Source organism: Veillonella magna DSM 19857, assembly GCF_000428745.1.
In the GTDB taxonomy this organism is placed as follows: Bacteria; Bacillota; Negativicutes; order Veillonellales; family Veillonellaceae; genus Veillonella_A; species Veillonella_A magna.
The window spans coordinates 29119-49265 of record NZ_AUAN01000003.1; the positions used below are offsets into that span (position 1 = coordinate 29119).

The 20147-nt window shown below is 49.6% G+C and carries 15 protein-coding genes; 14 read left to right on the top strand and 1 reads right to left on the bottom strand.

All coding sequences use genetic code 11. From position 1 onward, the window contains the following. Positions 1-233: 233 nt before the first annotated feature. Complete coding sequence (locus G344_RS0100145) at positions 234-962, bottom strand: gamma-glutamyl-gamma-aminobutyrate hydrolase family protein (RefSeq protein WP_028254415.1); 729 nt, start codon at positions 960-962, stop codon at positions 234-236. A 424-nt stretch (positions 963-1386) separates the two neighbouring features. Between G344_RS0100145 and G344_RS0100150 the strand changes: the two genes are divergently transcribed. The 14 genes from G344_RS0100150 to G344_RS0100215 all read left to right on the top strand — a co-directional run bounded on the left by G344_RS0100150 (position 1387) and on the right by G344_RS0100215 (position 20052). Then, positions 1387-1989, top strand: coding sequence for a DedA family protein (locus tag G344_RS0100150; RefSeq protein ID WP_028254416.1), 603 nt, complete (start codon positions 1387-1389; stop codon positions 1987-1989). A 12-nt stretch (positions 1990-2001) separates the two neighbouring features. Then, positions 2002-3621, top strand: coding sequence for an ArnT family glycosyltransferase (locus G344_RS10305; protein WP_071838072.1), 1620 nt, complete (start codon positions 2002-2004; stop codon positions 3619-3621). Continuing rightward, positions 3621-4361: a uracil-DNA glycosylase gene (locus G344_RS10310; protein WP_051245593.1), complete on the top strand. Its 741-nt coding sequence runs from the start codon at positions 3621-3623 to the stop codon at positions 4359-4361. The genes G344_RS10305 and G344_RS10310 overlap by 1 nt, the downstream gene beginning before the upstream one ends. Before the next feature lie 322 nt (positions 4362-4683). Then, complete coding sequence (locus G344_RS0100165; protein WP_239447770.1) at positions 4684-6732, top strand: ribonuclease J; 2049 nt, start codon at positions 4684-4686, stop codon at positions 6730-6732. 327 nt (positions 6733-7059) lie between these two features. Then, on the top strand, positions 7060-7866 hold the full coding sequence (locus G344_RS0100170; protein ID WP_028254418.1) for a hypothetical protein: 807 nt from the start codon (positions 7060-7062) through the stop codon (positions 7864-7866). A gap of 11 nt (positions 7867-7877) precedes the next feature. Further along, positions 7878-8975 (top strand): AAA family ATPase, encoded by a 1098-nt coding sequence (locus G344_RS0100175; RefSeq protein WP_028254419.1) that lies wholly within the window; start codon positions 7878-7880, stop codon positions 8973-8975. Between the two features lie 11 nt (positions 8976-8986). Beyond that, the gene (locus G344_RS0100180) at positions 8987-10456 is read left to right on the top strand and encodes a vWA domain-containing protein (protein WP_028254420.1); all 1470 of its coding nucleotides are present in this window, start codon (positions 8987-8989) and stop codon (positions 10454-10456) included. A gap of 268 nt (positions 10457-10724) precedes the next feature. Further along, the gene (locus G344_RS0100185; protein ID WP_028254421.1) at positions 10725-11675 is read left to right on the top strand and encodes a DUF2232 domain-containing protein; all 951 of its coding nucleotides are present in this window, start codon (positions 10725-10727) and stop codon (positions 11673-11675) included. Between the two features lie 26 nt (positions 11676-11701). Then, positions 11702-13720: a DHH family phosphoesterase gene (locus tag G344_RS0100190; RefSeq protein WP_028254422.1), complete on the top strand. Its 2019-nt coding sequence runs from the start codon at positions 11702-11704 to the stop codon at positions 13718-13720. Beyond that, positions 13717-14163 carry a 50S ribosomal protein L9 gene (gene rplI, locus G344_RS0100195; protein ID WP_028254423.1) on the top strand — a complete coding sequence of 149 codons (447 nt, stop codon included), beginning with the start codon at positions 13717-13719 and terminating at the stop codon, positions 14161-14163. Before G344_RS0100190 ends, rplI begins: the two co-directional genes overlap by 4 nt. 157 nt (positions 14164-14320) lie before the next feature. Next, positions 14321-15658 carry a replicative DNA helicase gene (dnaB, locus tag G344_RS0100200; RefSeq protein ID WP_028254424.1) on the top strand — a complete coding sequence of 446 codons (1338 nt, stop codon included), beginning with the start codon at positions 14321-14323 and terminating at the stop codon, positions 15656-15658. A gap of 12 nt (positions 15659-15670) precedes the next feature. After that, the gene (locus G344_RS10315) at positions 15671-16732 is read left to right on the top strand and encodes a M48 family metallopeptidase (RefSeq protein WP_051245595.1); all 1062 of its coding nucleotides are present in this window, start codon (positions 15671-15673) and stop codon (positions 16730-16732) included. Positions 16733-17019: 287 nt separating this feature from the next. After that, complete coding sequence (locus G344_RS0100210) at positions 17020-18141, top strand: Ldh family oxidoreductase (protein WP_028254425.1); 1122 nt, start codon at positions 17020-17022, stop codon at positions 18139-18141. Between the two features lie 306 nt (positions 18142-18447). Next, positions 18448-20052, top strand: coding sequence for an L-lactate permease (locus G344_RS0100215; RefSeq protein WP_028254426.1), 1605 nt, complete (start codon positions 18448-18450; stop codon positions 20050-20052). Positions 20053-20147 lie beyond the last annotated feature (95 nt).

Below are 20147 nucleotides of genomic sequence, written 5' to 3' on the forward strand. Positions count from 1 at the left end.
GGGGATATAGACGCCGGTGACGGCAGCTATGTAGATGCTGAAGGTCTGCCGATTATGTTTGGGTACCATTGAGTACAGCATTGAGTACAGACAGGCAAAGTATAGAATGCTACAATGCACTGATAGCGATGACTGTGACGAAGTAGTAATAGCGATGACTGTTACAACGCGGTGATGGCAATGGACACTAAGAAGAGCTGACGGCAATGAATGCTATCGATTGTGGCGAACATTTATAGACGTGCAGCTTGGATAAAGTCTTCAAAGATGCGTTTGGCAAAATCGGCAGTAGCCGTCATCATTTCCGGGTGAAATTGATAGGTCATGAGATAGGGGTACTCGGTGCCCTCCATGGCTTCTACGGTGCCGTCCTTGGCAAGACCGGTGACGCGCAGCCCTTCGCCGACGCGGCGGACGGTTTGATGATGAAAGCTGTTGGTGACGATACTCGTAGTGCTCAGCAGCCGAGCCAGATGCGAATCGCCTTCTAAGGTAACGGTATGCGTAGCCAGGTCGGGGCGTTGGTCCTGAGAATGTTTTAGTGTGCAGCAATCGTCATACTTGAGATCCTGATACAAGGAGCCACCGTGATAGACATTGATGATTTGGTGACCGCGGCAAATTCCCATGATGGGCAAGCGCCGACGCTGTGCTTCTTCAAGGAGAGCGAAGTCGAAGCGATCCCGTTCGGGCCATACATCTTCGATGCCCTGCAGCGGTTCTTCGCCGTAATGAAGGGGGTACACGTCATGACCGCCGGTGAGGAGAAGGCCATCTACGGCAGCTATCATATCTTTGGCAACCTCTTCGTCATCGGTAAAGGGCAGCATGATGGGAGTGCCACCGGCATTGATGACGGACTGTACATAATCGTGGTTTACAAAAGCGCGACGATAGCCGGGACATACACCGGCGGTATCGACAATATGACTACCGGACAAGCCGATACGTGGTTTTTTCATAGCAATCACCTTCCAAAGTTTGTAAAAAGTTAGACAGCGCAGATCGTTGTGCGCGAGCCGAGCTGACAAGACGGTTACAATTCGCAGGGAAAACGGTACGAATTGTCGCCGCAGGTACGTTATTTATTTCTCTTGTGGCGGATTGCCCTCAGTATAGCATAGGCGGACATAATCGGATAGCGGCAAAAATCACGAAGCGCATTCGTACTAAACGGAGACGGTGACAGCATTGTTGTAATGCATTGCCGCCATGAGAAGGCACCGTACTTTCGCTAAAGACGGCAGTATTGAGTATTTGAGTATAGGTCTCATGTGTGTTACAATGAACTGTATATGAGTGCGTGTATATAAAACGCCACATCGCCGCCGTGAGTTTCGGGACGGTGCGACAGTTGTATTACGACGTATAAAGGAGATAAGTGACGTGGACTACATTATTATGTTTATGCACGAGTACGGCTATTGGGCCATGTTTATTGCCATGGTGTTGGAAAATGCAAATATTCCTATTCCCAGTGAAGTAGTCTTAGGATTTGCCGGGTATTTGATTGCACAAGGTGTATTCGATATGACGACGACGATGATCGTCGGCGTGCTTGCCGGCATTGTAGGATCGGTGTTATCGTACTGGCTCGGGGAATACGGTGGACGACCGGTGCTGTTAAAGTACGGTAAGTATATTTTTTTCAACGAAAAGAAGTTTGCCATGGCGGAGTCCTTGTTCGGTAAATACGGCGGCGCGGCGGTGTTCATCGGTCGTTTGTTGCCCGGGGTGCGCACCTTTATTTCATTCCCCGCAGGGGTAGCGCGGTATCCTATGCCTCACTTCCTTTTATGGACGACGTTGGGAACGATTCCGTGGACGCTCCTCCTGGTATGGCTAGGTGTTAAATTAGGTGAGCATTGGAAAGATTTAATCGCGTATAATCATGAATTGCTTATTGCGATGATTGTGGTGTTTGCCCTTATCGGCGTGTACTGGTTGATCAGACATAAGCGGCGTAAGCAGAGGCAGGAAGAGAGGTAGGCGGAGGAAGACGTGAAAATACATCGATTATCCATAGTTTTCTTTATTGTCACCTTGGTTATGTATGTGGCCGGCAACGTATCGTTGCCGATAACGGACCCCGTAGAATCTGCGTATGCATTGACGGCAAAGGAAATGGTGATATCCGGTGACTGGTTGTCACCGCAGATTTTTCACCAGTATTGGTATGATAAGCCGGCGTTGATATATTGGTTGATTGCGCTGTCGTACAAGCTGTTCGGCATTTCCGATTTTGCGGCGCGATTGCCGTCGGGGCTATTGGGCGCGTTATCGGTGGCGTGGATGTACCAGCTGGTACGCAGTATATCCGGTCGTCGTCTGCTGGCGATTTGGAGTGCCATCGTACTGGGTACATCGCTGGAGTTTTGGATTTTGGCCCATGGTATCGTCACGGATATGGCATTACTTTTGGCTTCGGTAGGTACCTTTGGGTATGCGTATCGCGGTTTGGCGGAAGGACGTACCAAGTGGATTGTCATTGCCTATCTCTTTGCCGGTATCGGCGTGTTGGCCAAGGGGCCGGTGGGCGTCGTATTGCCGGGGCTGTTGTTCCTTGTCTATGCCGGTGTGATGCGGTCGTGGCGCATGGTGCGATTGCTGTTTTCGTGGCAAGGGATTCTGGTCTTCTTGTTGGTGGCCGGGCCTTGGTACGGTTATATGTATCATACACACGGGCAAGCATTTGTAGACGGCTTTTTAGGTTTGCATAACATAGGTCGGGCCCTAGAGTCCGAGCATCCGGCGGATAATCATTGGTGGTATTACCTGGCATTGTTCCCGGCGGCTTCCTTGCCTTGGACGGGCGCCGTTATTTACGGTATGTATTACGGTTGGCGCCAGCGTTCCGATTTTTATTTGTTCTCCATGATTGCCGGCTGGGGGACGATTCTCTTTTACACATTGATGGCTACCAAGTATCCGACATACACATTTATCAGCTTGGTGCCGTTCAGCTTTTTAGGGGCTGTAGGCATTGTAAAGCTCTTGCGCATCGGCGCCGATCGCCGCTTGTGGTGGATCTTGATGGGACCGACGTTCTTCCTGTGGGGGCTGTTGGCCGTAGGCAGTTACTTTGTCGGCTGGGGCTTTTGGTATTTGCTGTATGTGCTGGTAGGTGTCGGCATTGTATTACTGCTGGCGTGTTACTTTAACGGTAAGCGCTATTTACTGCCGGCGGTTATCGGCTTGGTGACGATGCTCATTGCCGGCGTGGTGATTTACGAAGGCGTGGCACCGCTGGTGATTCGCCGCTCCTCGGTGGATTACGTACCGGCGGTGGAGGCCTTCCGCGGACAGGTATATTATTACGATGGTTACAGTACGTCCTTGGTGTATTACACGGATCGCGAAGTGATTCGCATCAACAGCGATTATGCACCGGAGGAAAAACGCAGTGCCCTGTGGAATGGCAAGTATAAAATGCCCATCGTATCCGAGCAGGAAGCCTATGCCCAATTGAGCAAGGAGCAAGCGTTGGTCATCGTACCGCGTAGGTCGCTGAAGTATTTACAGCAATCACCGCTGATGGGATTGTTCCGCGTGTATGCGGAAGAGCCGGGGGTTATCATTTTTATGACAGGCAGCGGCTTGGTTACCATGGGAGATAATTGATGAAGGACAGCATAGCGAATTTTATTGACAGCTTGGCTGGCTGCGAAGCGCCGCAGGTGTATAATCCGTGGCGTGATTACGATGAGCGATACGACATAGGACCGGAAGCACCGGCCATTCGCCGCAGACAGCTGGCGGCCTATTTGACACCGCGCCTCGGTCGGTGCCCTTATGTGGTTGTGGCGGAAGCCATCGGTTACCAAGGCGGTCGCTTTACGGGGATTGCCATTACTTGTGAACGCATGCTGCTGGGGGAACATCCGACGATTTCGCCGTCCGTGATTTTTCCCGGCGAAGCCATGCGGACAAGCCGCAGCGACAGCCCATTCATTACGAAGGCAACGCAGCGAACGAAGGGCTTTAACGAACCGACGGATACCGTCGTGTGGAATGCAATAATTGAGAATGGTCTCGACCCGTACCGCGTGTTGCTGTGGAATATCTTTCCCTTTCATCCTCACAAAGCGGACGAGGCCTTGTCTAATCGCACACCGACACCGACAGAGCTTACGGCCGGATGGCCGTACACGAAAGCGCTGCTGGAATTAAACGGTGCATGCCGCATTCTCGCGGTCGGTCAAAAGGCGGCGCAGACGCTGGCTGCCTTTGGCGTGGAGGCAACGCCGCTGCGACATCCGGCCAACGGTGGTGCGACGCTGTACAAGGCACAGTTTGGGGATATGGTGGCAACGGCTGCCATGCACGGTGATACATGGGCATCGAATAAGGAAGACAGGTAGCCCATACATGAGCAGCGAATCGTGCAAATAGGTAATTATACAAATTGAAAATTTTTTTCATCGTTCCATAGGTTTTACTTTCCTCGAAGAAATAATTTGTGGTATACTAATAGCAACGTATTTGATCGGCTTAGGACAAAATATATTGGGTAGGTCTAAGGTAGTTGCTCGTGATTGACCTGCAGCGTATATTGTTCGGACTAATTGCACAACGTATACCAGGTGTACCTATAAGGGACACTCTATTTTGGTATGTTCAAATGATACTTGCAAGGTCAGCCGTAAGGCTGGCCTCTTTTTTATAGGAGGATTGTATATACTTATGACAACAAAAAATGAAATGACTGCCGTATTAGAATCGGTATTACAGGAAGCGGCCGGGGTAGATGCGCCGGTGAAAGAAGTAAAGCGTACGCGCCGCACCGCTAATCATAGTGAAGGTACTAAGGGCGATGCCCGTAAGGAAGCTGCACCGCGCCGTTCCCGTCGCACCACGACAAGTAAAACAGACGGCGATGCAACCACCAAGCGTACGACTCGCCGCACGAGCAAGACGAGTCGCACCGTAGCCGCCGATGGTGAACAGCATACGGCGCGTCGCACTACGCGCAGCACAGCCAATAAAACAAAAGCAACCGGTGCCAATGAAAAGACAACGCGCACTCGCACGACTAAGAGTACGCGTACGACGCATCGCGAAAGTACGTCGGGCAAAAAGGAAAAGCTCATGATCATTCCGCTGGGCGGTCTTGGCGAAATCGGTAAGAACATGACTGTGTTCCAGTACGGCGACGACATTATCGTTTTGGATGCGGGTTTGGCATTCCCGGACAGTGACATGTTCGGCGTGGATATTGTCATTCCGGACATGAGTTATTTGATCGAGAACAAAGACAAGGTGCGCGCCGTAGTTATTACGCACGGTCACGAAGACCATATCGGTTCGTTGGCGTATTTGCTGAAGGAAATCGACGTGCCCGTGTATGCGACGAACTTGGTGTGTGGTCTTATCGAAGGCAAGCTGCGGGAAAACCATGTCAGCGCGGATAAGCTGAATACGGTGAAGGCCGGCGATGAAATTCGCATCGGTGCCTTCAAGGTAGGCTTTATCCAGACGAACCACTCCATTCCGGACGCCTGTGCTATCTATTTCCAAACGCCGGTAGGCACAGTAGTTCATACGGGGGACTTTAAAATCGACCAGACGCCGGTAGACGGCAAGCTGATGGATGTTCATAAATTTGCCGAATTGGGCAATAAAGGTGTATTGGCACTTCTGTCCGACTCTACCAATGTGGAAAAGCCGGGCTTTACGCCATCGGAAAGTACGGTTGGACCGGCGCTCTTGCGTGCGGTAGGGGAAGCCAAGGGCCGCGTTGTGTTGGCTACCTTTGCGTCCAACGTGTCGCGTATTCAGCAGGCCGTTGATGCTGCCGTAGCCTTCCATCGCAAGGTAGTGGTGCTCGGTCGCAGCATGGTTAATGTTACGGAAATTGCCGTGGAGCGAGGCTATCTCAATATTCCCGAAGGCACCTTGATCGATGCGGACGAAATGAATCGTTACCGCGATGAAGAAATTATGATTTTAACCACCGGTAGCCAAGGCGAACCGATGGCCGGCCTGTCCCGCATGGCCACCAATAATCATCGCAGTGTAGAAATTACGCCGAACGATACGATTATTATTTCGGCTACGCCGATTCCGGGGAACGAAGCGGCCGTAGGTCGCACTATCGATAACCTGCTTCGCTTGGGTGCTAATGTTATTTACGGCAAGGATCGCGGCATTCACGTATCCGGTCACGGCAGTCAGGAAGATTTGAAGACGATGCTCAATTTGGTGCGCCCGCGCTTCTTTGTTCCGGTACACGGCGAGTATCGCATGCTTAAAAAGCACGGTGAGTTGGCGGTGTCCATGGGCATTGTGAAACCGAATCATGTGCTGGTCGGCGATAACGGTCAGATTTTTGAGTTTACCAGTCGCACGGCCCGAAAAGGCGGTCATGTAACGGCGGGCAAGGTGTTCGTAGATGGTCTCGGCGTCGGCGATGTAGGCAATATCGTTATTCGCGATCGCCAGCAGTTGGCACAGGAAGGTATGGTTATCGTAGCGATGGCTATGGATCGTGCGTCCGGCACTATTGTGTCCGGTCCCGATATCGTATCCCGCGGCTTTGTGTATGTACGGGATGCGGAGGATTTGATGAAGGAAGCGCAGCATCGCGCCGAAGCGGCAGTGGAACGCTGTGAAATGCAGAACATCAAAGACTGGGCTACGATTAAGCAGCAGGTGCGGGATGCATTGGGTAAATTCTTGTATGAAAAAACCCGTCGTCGCCCGATGATTTTGCCGATTATTCAAGACGTATAAGTTGATGCGTGTGCAGCGGGTACAAGTCGATGGATGTATGAGCGAATCGTTGGATACGCTACGTAGTCGCGCTGTGTAAAATAGTATATAAGGATGGATGGCGTATCATCACGCAGGTACATCCAACAGACGGTCGTTGCTTAACAGGCGGCGACCGTTTTGCATGTCTTGCCATTGACAAGCTGTGCCGCCAGGATCCGGACGATGCATAGGTAACCATCATTTTGTGTGCCCGGCTATTTCTTATAGGCAAAACAAATGAGAAGTGGTATCATATAACGATAGAACGAATATATTCGATAAGGGAAATATGATGAGGGAAATACGATGAGTGATGATAAACAATTAGCAATTTTACAGGTCAATCCGTATGCGATTGCCCACATGGATACTCCTACGGATGAAATGAAAATGACTGCGCTTCGTAAAAATGGGTTGGTCATTCAACATATCAAGGAACCTACGGAGGAAATGATGAAGGCAGCGGTGGACTCCATGCCACGGGCGTTGCAATACATTGCGCATCCCAGTAAGGAGCTGCTGCGCTATGTAGTCGATCGAGGGTGGAACAATTTATCCTTAATCGACAATCCCGACGATGAGTTGATTCACGCAGCCTTGGCACAGTCCGGTTGGGCCATTCAATACATTCCGGAGCCATCTGAGGAATTACAGCTGTTGGCGGTGACACACAATTACGATGCCATTAAGTTTTTGGATCATCCGTCGGAAGCGGTGCAGATGGCGGCGGTGAAGGAAAATTATCAGGCCTTGCGCTACATACAGCACCCGGCACTGTCGGCGATTCTGGAAGCAGTGCGGCAAGATGCCAGAGCGGCGCGTTTGGTGACGGATCTCGATGAGGATACGGCGCTGGACATGTTGAAGGCAAACTGTTTGGTAGGCAAATATTTGCCGCCGTCCTTGGTTATCGACGTGGGGCGTTTGACGAAGGCGTTGCAGGATGTAGTGGCCGATCCCGATGTGGATGAAAGCTACATTCGTCATTTGGTAAGCAGCCGTATTTTTGATATTCATGCGGTGAGCTTTCCCGTGAATCCGCTGCTGATTATCGACACGCATGGCAGTGCTAAGGCACGGCGGGTTGCCATGGATGAAAAATTAAAATTTTGAGAGGTGTATATATGAATTTCAGAGATACCATGAAAAGTGTAGAGTTGGTATTATCCGTCGGACAGGTACCGCTGCTCGTAGGCGATACGGGTATCGGCAAAACATCGTTGGCGCGTAAGCTGGCAGAACGGCACGGCTGGTCGGTGGTGACTATCGACGGCAATTTGCTTAAAGAAGGCGAAATCGGTGGCTTGCCTACGGTTGTGTCCCCGGAAAAAAACAGTAGTGATACGATGCGCGTTACCGTGTATGCGGTGCATCATCTGTTGCGCCGCGTAGCGGAGGAAACCGCGGCCGGTCGGGAGGTGCTCCTCTTTATTGATGAAATCAATCGCTGCGAACATGCGGTGCAGCAGGAGCTGATGAATTTGATTTTGAATCGGGAAATCAACGGCTTTGTGTTGCCGGACAAAGTGCATATCGTAGCGGCCATGAATCCGGCAGATCGCTATGAATACCAGACGGTGGAAATGGACGTGGCCCAGCAAAATCGTTTTGTTTGGCTCACCATGGAAGCGGATTATTTGCAATGGCTCGATTGGGCCGCCGAAGAAGGTTTGGATGAAACGGTGATTGAGTTTATCGCCACCTTCCCGGAATATTTGAATAAGAGTAATACCGACGATCTGCAGGCGACGCCGCGCAGCTATGAACGCGTGTCCGCTTTGTATCGCGCTTACATGGCAGATGCGGACGCTTTCGGCAGCGATGTCTTTTACAATGTGGTGCGCGGTAATGTAGGCACGGCGATTGCCCGTGAATTTATGGCTTTCATTGAAAGCGACCGTCAGCCTTTGCTCGGCTTTGACGATGTGTTCGGACCAGATGCGGATATGGCACAGGTCGCCGCATGGATTCAAAAGGAAACACCGACGCGCCTTTACCTAGCAGCCAAGCATGTACTGCGCTATATGGAAGAGCGTCATGAGGTATGGGCCGGTGATAAAAGCGCAGTTTTGCAGCGCTTGGTGGAATGGTTAGGCCTGTACCCGGAAGATTTGCGGCTGGGGATTATGAAGGATATGAAAAATACATTGCCTTATGTGTACGATAAAGCCAAGGGCTACGATGGTTTTGTAGATATGTATTTCGCAATGCAACGCGATTGAGATGAGGCGGTATGATGACTGAAAGACAGTGGCAGGCGTTGCCGCTGCGTGAGCGCATCGGCAGGCTGCATGAAGAAACAAAGGATGCCGTGGAGAATCATCGCAGCGAATACTGGCGGGACGCATCGCTGACAAGCGAGGAAGCGGAACGAAAAGCAGCGTATGAAGCGAGGTTCTTTTCGCTTGTAGCTGCCGTAGGACGGCGCCTCGTCGATGAGGATCCCTTTTACGGCTACTTCCTGTTTCAAATGGGACAGACCCTGGCATGGCATTTGACGGATGCCACGGGGGTTACCTTTAAAGATACGCGTTACGTGCTTCGGTTTAATCCGTTTTTATTTTTAACGCTTACGCCGGAGCAAATGATGACGGCACTGCGCCATGAAATTCTTCACGTCGTAGCCCTTCATCCGCTGCGCATTCGCCGCTTGCGGGAGCAATACAGTCCGCTGGCCATTAACTTGGCTATGGATTTGGTGGTGAACGGATATTTGACGGAGCTTCCCGATGAGGCCGTAACGGTGAAGGGCGTTAACGCTGCATACGGTTTGGAGCTGTTGCCCTTTAAGAGCTTGGAATATTATATTGAGCACATCGAGGAAGCCATCGATATTGCTCGCGAAACGGACGGCTGTGCAGAGGTGGGCGATATATGGAGCGATCGCGATGCGTACGAGGTGGCTACCTCCTTCGATGCGGCGCATACTCACGATGAATGGGAAGAGATTCCCGTGGAAAGCGATTTGATGCAGCAGTTTACGGAGAAGGCTGCCAAGGCCGCGCAAAAGGGCGGCACGCCGGGGTATATGGAACCGCTGCTAAAGCTATTGGCAGAGCAAAAGGAAGGCTTGCCGTGGCAGTTGTATTTAAAACGCATGTTGGGACGCGTAGTAAGCGGCTATAAGAAAACCAATACCCGTCGCCATCGGCGACAGCCGGAACGGCTCGATTTACGGGGACAGCTTAGAAAGCATCGGGCGCGCATTGTGGTCGCTCTCGATTGCAGCGGCAGTATTAGTGATGCGGCGTTTACGGAGGCACTGCGCGAAGTGCTTCGCTTGGTGAAAAGCTACGATTATGAAATTACGATCGTCGAATGTGACGATCAAATCCGGCGCACCTATACGGTGCAGCGACCGGAGGATGTGCAATCTCGGTTGGCAGCGCGAGGCGGTACGGCCTTCTCGCCGGTGATTGCTTATGGCAACGAGCATCAGATTGACGTGCTTATTTATTTTACGGACGGCAAAGGGGAACCGCGGCTTACCGTCGATCCCAAGGGCTATCCCATCTTGTGGATCTTAGCCGACTCCGGACAGCAGCTGTCGTTAAAGCGTCCTTGGGGTGCTGTAAAAGCGATGCGCACGCGACCCTTTGAAATCGTAGAAGGCGAAATGGAATATGAACGCACCGACGGATACTCCATGAATAACCAAGAAGGATTTTCGATGATGAATCAGGAAAAGGATTGGGATGATTGAGACCCGATGAATCTTGATTGATAGACGGTGTAGGGCAAGCACTATATTTTTTCTATAAAATTTCTTATAATAGGTATATGTTACTCGGCATTCATAGGCTATGAGTCGCGATGGGGACTCATGAGTAATGCGTCAAAATCGGTACTCATAGATTATGAGTCGAGATGAGTACTCATAGGTAATGAAGCGAGGCAACAACTACTAACTTGCTCGGGATGGCGGTAACCAAACGCAGCTTCCTGGGCAAATAAAAGACGGAGAGATTTATATGAAATACAGTGAGACGAGAGCCGTTGTGGAAACCGGGTTTTTAACGGCGGTAATTATGGTATTGACCATTATCGGTACGAACATTCCGCTCATGGGATTTTTGAGCAGCATTGTTGTGCCCACTACGGTTGCGGTGGTCGGTGTACGGCATGGTGTGCGATGGAGTATATTGGCCGTCATCGGTTCGACCATTGCCTTGTCCTTTTTGTTATCGCCCATGGTGGCTTTGGCGGAAGGATTGACCTTTGCCTTGCCTGGTGCCTTGGTGGGGCATGGTTTTAGTAAGCATTGGGGCCTGGGCCGCTTGGTAGGGATTCCTGCCGTGGTGGCTACGGTGGCAACGGTGCTGCAAATTGTAGGCGGCATGTACTTGCTCAACATAGATTATGTGGGCATGTGGGAATCCGTAAAATCGGAGGCCATGAAGAACGTCGTCGACATGTATACGGCACAGGGCATGACGGCATCGCAGCTGCAGGAAATGACGCAAAACATGCAGCGGCAAATCGAGTTTATCGGTCGCACGCTGTTGACGGCTTGCTTTGCAGCCATGGGAATTTTGTCGTATTTGACATGCCGCTTGACGGCGATGGTATTGCGCCGAACAGGCAGTATGGATCGGCAGCTGCCGGGATTATCTCGGTGGCGCATGCCCGTAGCGGTGCTGTACATTTATATTTTAGGATTGCTCCTGATGTACTGGGGCGATACGCGCTCTATCGAATGGCTGTCCTTGGTCAGCCTTAATATGTGGTGGATCGGCGGTCTGCTTCTGGCGTTGCAGGGACTGGCCTGCGGTTGGAGTTTATGCAAAAGCTATCGACTGGGGCCCGTGCTTAGAACCTTCTTGATGGCCATGCTGTTTGTCATGCAGATGACGGCGGTCATTTTGGGAGCCCTTGATATATTACTGGATTGTCGAAACCGCTTTGCTAAGCGGTCTGAGTAAGACTGAGAAGAAAGCAGGGACATCGTATGAATTCAGAACGAGATTTTTTTAGAATATTGACGCGTACGACCATCGGCGTAGTGCTTATTTTATTGGCTGTAATTGCGTGGTTAAGCTGGCCCTTTGCGGTATTGAGTTTTATCTTTGTCATTGCCGTTTATTTGTATAATCATAAAGCGGTGCGACGGGAGCAACGCATTTGGAAGGAGCAGTTTGATGCCATTGCCAAGGGCGTTACGCAGGCGTCCAGCTTTGCGCTGCAAAATTTGCCGACGGCTATTGTTATCATCGACAGCAAGGCGCGCATTTGTTGGTGCAACAGCGTATTTCGCGATTGGCTTACCGTAGATCTTGATAAGACACAGCGATTGAACAGCTTTATTCCGGCGCTGCGATTGGATAAAATTTGGGGAAAGTCCGGCCACTTTAACGAACATATTGATGAACGGTACTTCCGCGTTATTTACAAGTACATTGAAAATCCGCATGCCTATGCCGAGTCGGAGGATGCGGAGCTGGAATCGTATATGGCCTTTTATTTTGATGACATTACCGAATCGGAACAGTTGCGCCTGGATGCGGAAGCATCGGCACCGGCTTTCGGCTTTCTTATGATGGATAATATCGAAGATGTAACGAAGGGTCTTAGCGATGTGGAATACACGAACTTGTGGGCAGAAATCAATAATGCCGTAGTGGAAGAAATCGATAAATATGACGGCTTCATCCGGAACTATGCGGAGGATTCGTACATCTTCTGTATTTCCAAAGAAGCCCTAACGGATATGATTGCTCACAACTTTCCGCTGTTGGCACGGGTACACAGCATTCCTACCAGTCGCCGCATACCGGCCACCATCAGTATCGGTATTGCCGCAGGCGAACCGTCCATTAAAGAACAATCGGAACGGGCGCGGTCGGCATTAGAATTGGCATTGGGCCGCGGTGGCGATCAGGCCAGTGTGTACATCGGATCCGATTTGACCTTCTACGGCGGCAAGACGCAGGGGTCCGAAAAGAATACCCGTGTGCGCGCTCGCGTGGTGGCACAGGCCATTAAAGAGCTTATGGATGATGCGGACAATGTTATCGTCATGGGCCATGAACGGGAAGATTATGACAGCATCGGCGGGGCCATCGGTGTAGCGGCCATGGCCAAGGCAGCCGGCAAGATTGTGCATGTCGCCGTAAGCGATCAGACGGTGGCGATTAAAAAATTATCCGATTTATTCCCCACAGAGCCCACCTTTGCTCGTCTGTTGGTAACGCCGCAGGAAGCGGAGGAATTGACGACGGACAATACCTTGGTATTTGTAGTGGATGTGCATCGCCCCGACATGGTGGCGGCAGTAAAGGCGCTTCAAAAATCAAAACGCCGCGTAGTTATCGATCACCATCGCCGGGCATCAGATTTTATCGAAAAGCCGTTGCTTACCTATTTGGAACCGGCTTCGTCGTCGACTAGTGAATTGGTGACGGAATTGATTCAATACTTTGCGGAACCGATTTCGCTGAATGTTATCGAAGCCAGTGCGTTATACGCGGGTATTGTGGTGGATACGAAAAACTTCGCCGTTCAAACCGGTTCGCGCACCTTTGATGCAGCGTCCTTCTTGCGGCGTTCCGGTGCGGATTTATCCATTGTGCGCCATCTCTTTATGGAAAGCTTTGAAGCGATGCAGTATCGTTCGCAAATGTTGGCGGAAGCAGAGCGCACGGAAGGCTTGGCCTTTACGGTATGCCCCGGCGGTGTAAAGGGGCCGTCTATTTTGGCGGCGCAAACAGCGGATGTGCTGATTACCATTGAAGGCATTGAAGCCAGCTTTGTGTTGTATCACTTGCCTGATGATGTTATCGGTGTCAGTGCGCGTTCGCAAGGCAATGTAAATGTACAGTTGATTATGGAAGCCTTAGGCGGTGGCGGTCATCGCACTGTCGCCGGCGCACAGCTTTCACATATGACCATAGAAGAGGCCAAGGCAGCCGTGAAGGCGGAAGCGCTGAAAGCCGTGGAACAGATGAAGAAGGAGGAACAGGAAGAATGAAGGTAATCTTGCTGGAAGATGTAAAAAAAGTAGGTAAAAAAGGGGAAATCGTAGAAGTAAGCGAAGGCTACGGCCGCAATGTGCTCATCAAAAAAGGGCAGGCCCTGGAAGGTACGCCGGCAAACTTGAACAATGCCAAGCAGCGTCAGGCATCGGCCGCACATAAGAAGCAGGTGGATGCGGATGAAGCTAAAATCTTGGCCAGTCAGTTGGCTAAGGTATCCGTTACCATTCCCGTGAAGATGGGTGAAGGCGGTCGCGTGTTCGGTTCCGTAACGGCTAAGGATATTGCTGATGCATTGGCATCTCAGGTGAAGGTAGACGTAGACAAAAAGAAAATCGAAATCAAAGAACCGCTTAAAACGTTGGGCGTTCATGATGTAGTCATCCGCGTGCATCCGGAAATTACGACGACTATCAAGGTAGACGTTGTAGCCGGCTAAGCGGAGCGCATACTAATCAAATCAAGTTGGATTGGTAGCTACAAGTTACGTATAGGGTATCCGTACATCCGTCAGAGTGATGTGAGGCGGATGCCCTCTTTTGTTGCAAAATGCCTAAGAGGCAGCATGGCATGGGCCGTGCGGAAAGGGGTAAATTATGGCTGAAGCACGTATTCCGCCACACAGTATAGAAGCGGAGCGGGCCGTATTGGGAGCGCTGCTTACCAGTGAGGATGCGTATGATACGGTGAGTACCATCGTTAAGACAGAGGATTTTTATCGCGATGCACATCGCGTGATTTATGAAGCCTTGCAAAATATCATTCATACGGAGCGGCGGGCCGACTTTGTTTTGTTAGCCGATGAATTGACGCGTATGGGCAAATTGGAAACGGTAGGCGGCATTGCGTATATTACGTCGCTTACGGAAGACTCCTTGGCAGCGTACAACGTGGAAGCGCATGCACGTATTGTCAGTGAAAAGGCACAGCTCCGTCGGCTTATCGATGCGGGCAACAAAATTGTAGGTATGAGCTATGCCGGCGAGGAAGAACCGCAGTCGATCATTAATGAAGCGGAGCAGCTAGTGCTCAATGTAAGCGGCCAAACAAAATCGGAAAGTACGTTTACGCCGATGGGGATGGTTGTTCAGCAATCTATGGAACGAATCAATGAAATTCAACAATACGAAGGATATCTGACGGGCTTGCCTACGGGCTTTCACGATTTGGACGAAGTCACCAACGGCTTGCAGAAGTCGGACCTCATCCTCATCGCGGCGCGTCCGAGTATGGGGAAGACGGCGTTTACGTTGAATATTGCACAGAATGTTTCCATTTTGGCAAAAAAGACGGTAGCTTTTTTCTCTTTGGAAATGTCTAAGGAGCAACTGGTCAATCGTATTTTATCGTCCGTCGCAGAGGTGAGCTCGGAAAAGCTTCGCACGGGACAGCTGGAACCGAATGATTGGGCACGGGTCATCAAGGCGGCGGATATGATGAGTAAAGCACCGCTTTACATTGATGATACGCCGGGGCTGACGGCACAGGAAATGCGGTCCAAGCTGCGGCGACTCAAGGTAGAACACGGCCTTGATTTGGTGGTAATCGACTATGTGCAGCTTATGCAGGGACGCGGTCACGGCAACAGCGATAATCGGCAGCAAGAAATTTCCGAAATTTCCCGTAATCTTAAATTAATCGCCCGTGAAATGGATGTACCGCTCATTGCGTTGTCGCAGTTGAGTCGCGGTGTGGAAAGCCGTACGGATAAACGACCGATTCTCAGTGATTTGCGCGAATCGGGATCCTTGGAACAGGATGCGGACATTGTAGCATTCCTGTATCGTGATAAGTATTACAATGAAAATACCGAGAAAGGTGATATTACGGAGGTTATTATCCGTAAGCATCGTAACGGGGCGCTCAAAACGGTGGAACTCATGTTCCAAGGCGAGTTTACGCGCTTCCGCGATGTAAGTTATCGTAACGAATAAGGAGGGATTCCCATGAATCGATGGAAAAAAGGTTTGATTGCAGGGGCTGTAGCATTGGGGCTGGGCAGCGGCATGTATATGCCGGCGGCACAGGCAGCGTCACCGTGGGAAATATTGTTTCAAGGTGCGGCATCCATGGCCTATGTATCGACGGCGCTGTCCAAAATCGACGACACCGATGAAGGACAGGCGGAAATGCTGAAAGAAACGAAACGCAGAACCGGTTTTTATGACAACCCGGCCTATCAAGAACGGGTGGATCGAATCTTGGGAACACTCGAAGCATCACCGCAGGTAAAACGTGATTACGTGGTTTACGTCGTACCGGATCCGGACATCAATGCGTTTATGACCTTTGGTCGCGTTATGGCTGTCAATACAGGCACTATGGATGCTATGGATGATAACGAACTTGCCTATATTATGGCTCATGAAATCGGTCATGGCGAGCACAAGGATTTGGTCCATGGAGCTAAGAAATCCGTAGGCTTGGCCACAGCCATCGGCATGGCTACATCCGGAGCCGACGGAGCCGGACAGATGCTGGGCGGTATTATCGGGCAGTACATGGAAAATCAAGTATTCACCATGGGTCAGGAAAAGGATGCGGATAAATTAGGCTTTGTTATTTTGGCCGACTCGCCTTACAATTTGGGAGGTGCGCCCAGCTCGATGGCGGTTATAAGAGCTAAGTACGGCGACTTGTATCACGAAGGCTTGTCGAAGGTGTTGTCCCCGAACAATCATCCAAAGACCAGTGATCGTATTAGGGATAATGTAAAGCGCATGTATGAATACAGCCGTAAGCAAGTGGATGTGAAGGACAAGACAGTATATCTAAATAAGCAGGCTGTTTACACCGGTACTACTATGGGACGCTACACGGACGAAATGCGGGCGTTTTTGGTAGCCGGCAAGTTGGCTCGATTGGCGCATGATAATCAATTAACGGCTACATCGGTTAACGGTAATCAAGTTATGATGGGGACGATGTCATTGGTAACGGCAGACAATGCCGATGAGGCATTTAAGGTGTCAACGGCGATAAATAATGCGTTAACAAAGAAAAAATAGTAAGAAATCCCCGGGATAACCCTTCGAATTCATACTTGCTATTAGTAAAAGTCATTGTCTATAAAAGTCCCTTTAGTACTGGCTTGGGCACGTCTGTACATCGTCAGTTAATCGTCAAAAATGAGGGAGCTATGCGGATTTAGTAACGTTATTTTGCGTTTTATGCCGCCTGTGCTATTCAACTATTAATGTGCCTGTGCTATAATGAGCATGTCTTTAGAAGGGAATAAGTTCTCAATCGGCAGGACTTATTCAGGTATATGTTTATTTGGAAAGAGGTTTGTAAAATGGGATACGTAAAATTCTCTTATGACCAGCTCAACAGACTCTGTGTAGACGCTTTCGTAAAATTCGGTTTCTCCAAATCCGATGCTGAAATTATTAAAGACGTACTTTTGACGTCTGACTTATACGGCATCGAAAGCCATGGTATGCAGCGTATGGTTCGTTACCACAAAGGTATCGAAAAAGGTACGATCAAAGTTGACGCTAAACCGGAAGTTGTTTTCGAAACACCGGTATCCGCTGTTATCGATGGCCACGAAGCTATGGGTCAGTTGAACGGTCACTTCGCTATGGAATTGGCTGTTAAAAAAGCTAAAGAAAATGGCGTAGGTATCGTTTCTGTACGTAACTCCAACCACTACGGTATTGCCGGCTACTATGCTAACATGGCAGTTAAGGAAGGCTTAATCGGCTTCTCCTGCACTAACTCCGAAGCTATCATGGTTCCGACCTATGCTCGTAAAGCTATGTTGGGTTCTAACCCGCAGGCTTGGGCAGCACCGGCTGATCCGTACAACTTCTTCTTCGATGCTTCCACTACAGTAGTAACTCGTGGTAAACTCGAAATGTACAACAAATTGGGTAAAGCTTTGCCGGACGGCTGGGCATTGAACAAAGACGGCAACCCGTCCACTGATGCAGCAGACGTATTGGCTAACATCTCCGCTCATATCGGCGGCGGTATCATGCCTCTCGGCGGCAGCACTGAAAAATTAGGTTCCCACAAAGGTTATGGTAACGGCATGGTTGTAGAATTGTTCGCAGCTATCCTTTCCATGGGTGGTACTTCCAACAAATGTATGGTTGGCGGCAAATCCAACATTTGCCACGGCTTCATGGCTATTAACCCTGCATTCTTCGGTGATCCGGAAGCTATTAAGAAACATTTCTCCACGTACCTCCAGGAATTGCGTGAAGCTCCTAAAGCTGAAGGTCAGACTCGCATTTATACTCATGGCGAAAAAGAAATGGAAGCTATTAAGGACCGCGAAGAAAACGGTATCCCTGTAATCGATAAGACGATGACGGAAGTATATGACCTTTGCCAGTACTTAGGTCTTGACTTCTCCAAATACTTCGGCGATTACAAACCGCCAGTAGAAGGCGTAAAAGCTACGTACTAATTTGACGATTGTCAAACAGTAAACAGTGAAATAAGGCATAGAAGCGATGGTGTTCGGCCGATACAACTGAATACGAGTCGATGCGTAATCGACGATGCTCTTACATGACAGAGCTGTGAAACAGTCAGTACAGAAGTCGGTCGAAGCCTCGTTTTGTATAAGAAGAAGAGGAAATCCAGGGGATTTAGTGATTTCCTCTTTCTTTTTAACCTTATGGTTTCGAAAAAGTTATGTACAGTATGTACTATGAGAATTTTATATTGAACTAAGGATAAATTTGTACTCTATAAGTAGTGAGAAAGGGTGATTTCACAAATGACTATTGCACTCGCATTATTGCCTATTTTGTGGCTCATCGTTGCCTTGGCAGTGTTGAAAGTGCCGGCATGGAAAGCATGTTTAGCAGCCGCTATTATTTCCTTTATTATTGCCGTAGTACCTTACGGTAAAGATTCGGCTATCATGCTCTCCGGTGCACTGGAAGGTGTGGCACTGGCAGTTTGGCCTATTTTACTTGTTATTACCGCTGCAATTTTTGCATATAACTTGGTAGTTCATACCAAAGCTATGGAAACGATTAAAGCTATGCTTTCTTCCGTAACCAGCGATATGCGTTTATTGGCATTACTTCTTGCATGGGGCTTCGGTGGCTTCATGGAAGGGATGGCCGGCTTCGGTACTGCCGTTGCTATTCCGGCAGCTATGATGGTTGGCGTTGGCTTTGACCCGTTGAAATCTATTTTGGCTTGCTTGGTAGCTAACTCCGTACCGACTACATTCGGTTCCATTGGTATTCCGACGACGTTGGCTTCCTTGACGGGACTTGATCTTAATTTGCTCGGTACGTCTATTGCACTGCAATTATTCATTCTTAACGTTGTAACTCCGTTCTTCGTAGTTATGATTATCGGCGGTGGCGTAAAGGCACTGAAAGGTGTGTTCCTTACCACTTTGATTTCCGGTTTGGCATTGGCTATTCCTGAATTATTCATCAATAAAGTAGCCGGCCCGGAATTATCTGTTATCGTATCCTCCATCGTTATGATGGCTTCCATCGGTATTTGCGCAAAGGTATTGCCGACGAATAATCCGGAATATCAGTTTAAATCCGAAACGCAGAAAATTTCCGGCGGTGAAGGCTTCGTAGCGGCTATGCCGTTCATCCTTATTTTCGTATTGTTATTGTTAACTTCTAAATTGGTACCGGCTATCAATGGTCCGCTCAGTGCGATTAAAACGTCTGTACCGATTTATGCAGGCCCTGGTGCTAAACCGTACACCTTCGTATGGATTGCTACTCCGGGTATCATGATCTTCTTGTCCGCTTTCATTGGCGGTGCTGTACAGAAAGCCGGATTTGGTGAAATGCTCGGTGTATTGGGCAAGACTTTCAATGGCTTGAAATTTACGTACATTACGATTATCTCTGTAGTTGTAACTGCAAAAATCATGACCTACAGTGGCATGACAGCAAATATTGCGGACGGTCTTGTGGCAGCAACCGGTACATTGTATCCGGCATTTGCTCCTCTTATCGGTGCGTTGGGCTCCTTCTTGACAGGTTCCGGTACAAACTCCAACGTATTGTTTGGACCATTGCAGACGGCGGCTGCTCAGAAATTAATCCCTGGCGATGGCGAATTGGCATTGTGGCTTACCGCAGCAAGCTCGGCAGCTACCGGTATCGGTAAAATGTTCTCGCCGCAGAGTATTGCTATCGCTATCGGCGCCGTTGCTCCGGCACTCGATGAATATGTAAAAGAAAATAAGATTGATGCAGCAAAAGCAAAGGAATTGCATGACAGCATTGAACCTAGCTCCATTATGCGTCATATCTTCAAATACTTCTTGCTCTACGTTATCGTAGCCGGTATCATCTGCTATCTCAATATCGGACAAGGTATCATCTAATAGGATGTCTAGAAAAGGAGTGGCTTTGGAAATTTCAAGCTGTACAGGGATTTTACTACTGCATATCTTGATCGGTACTTAGCCATGTAAAAAGA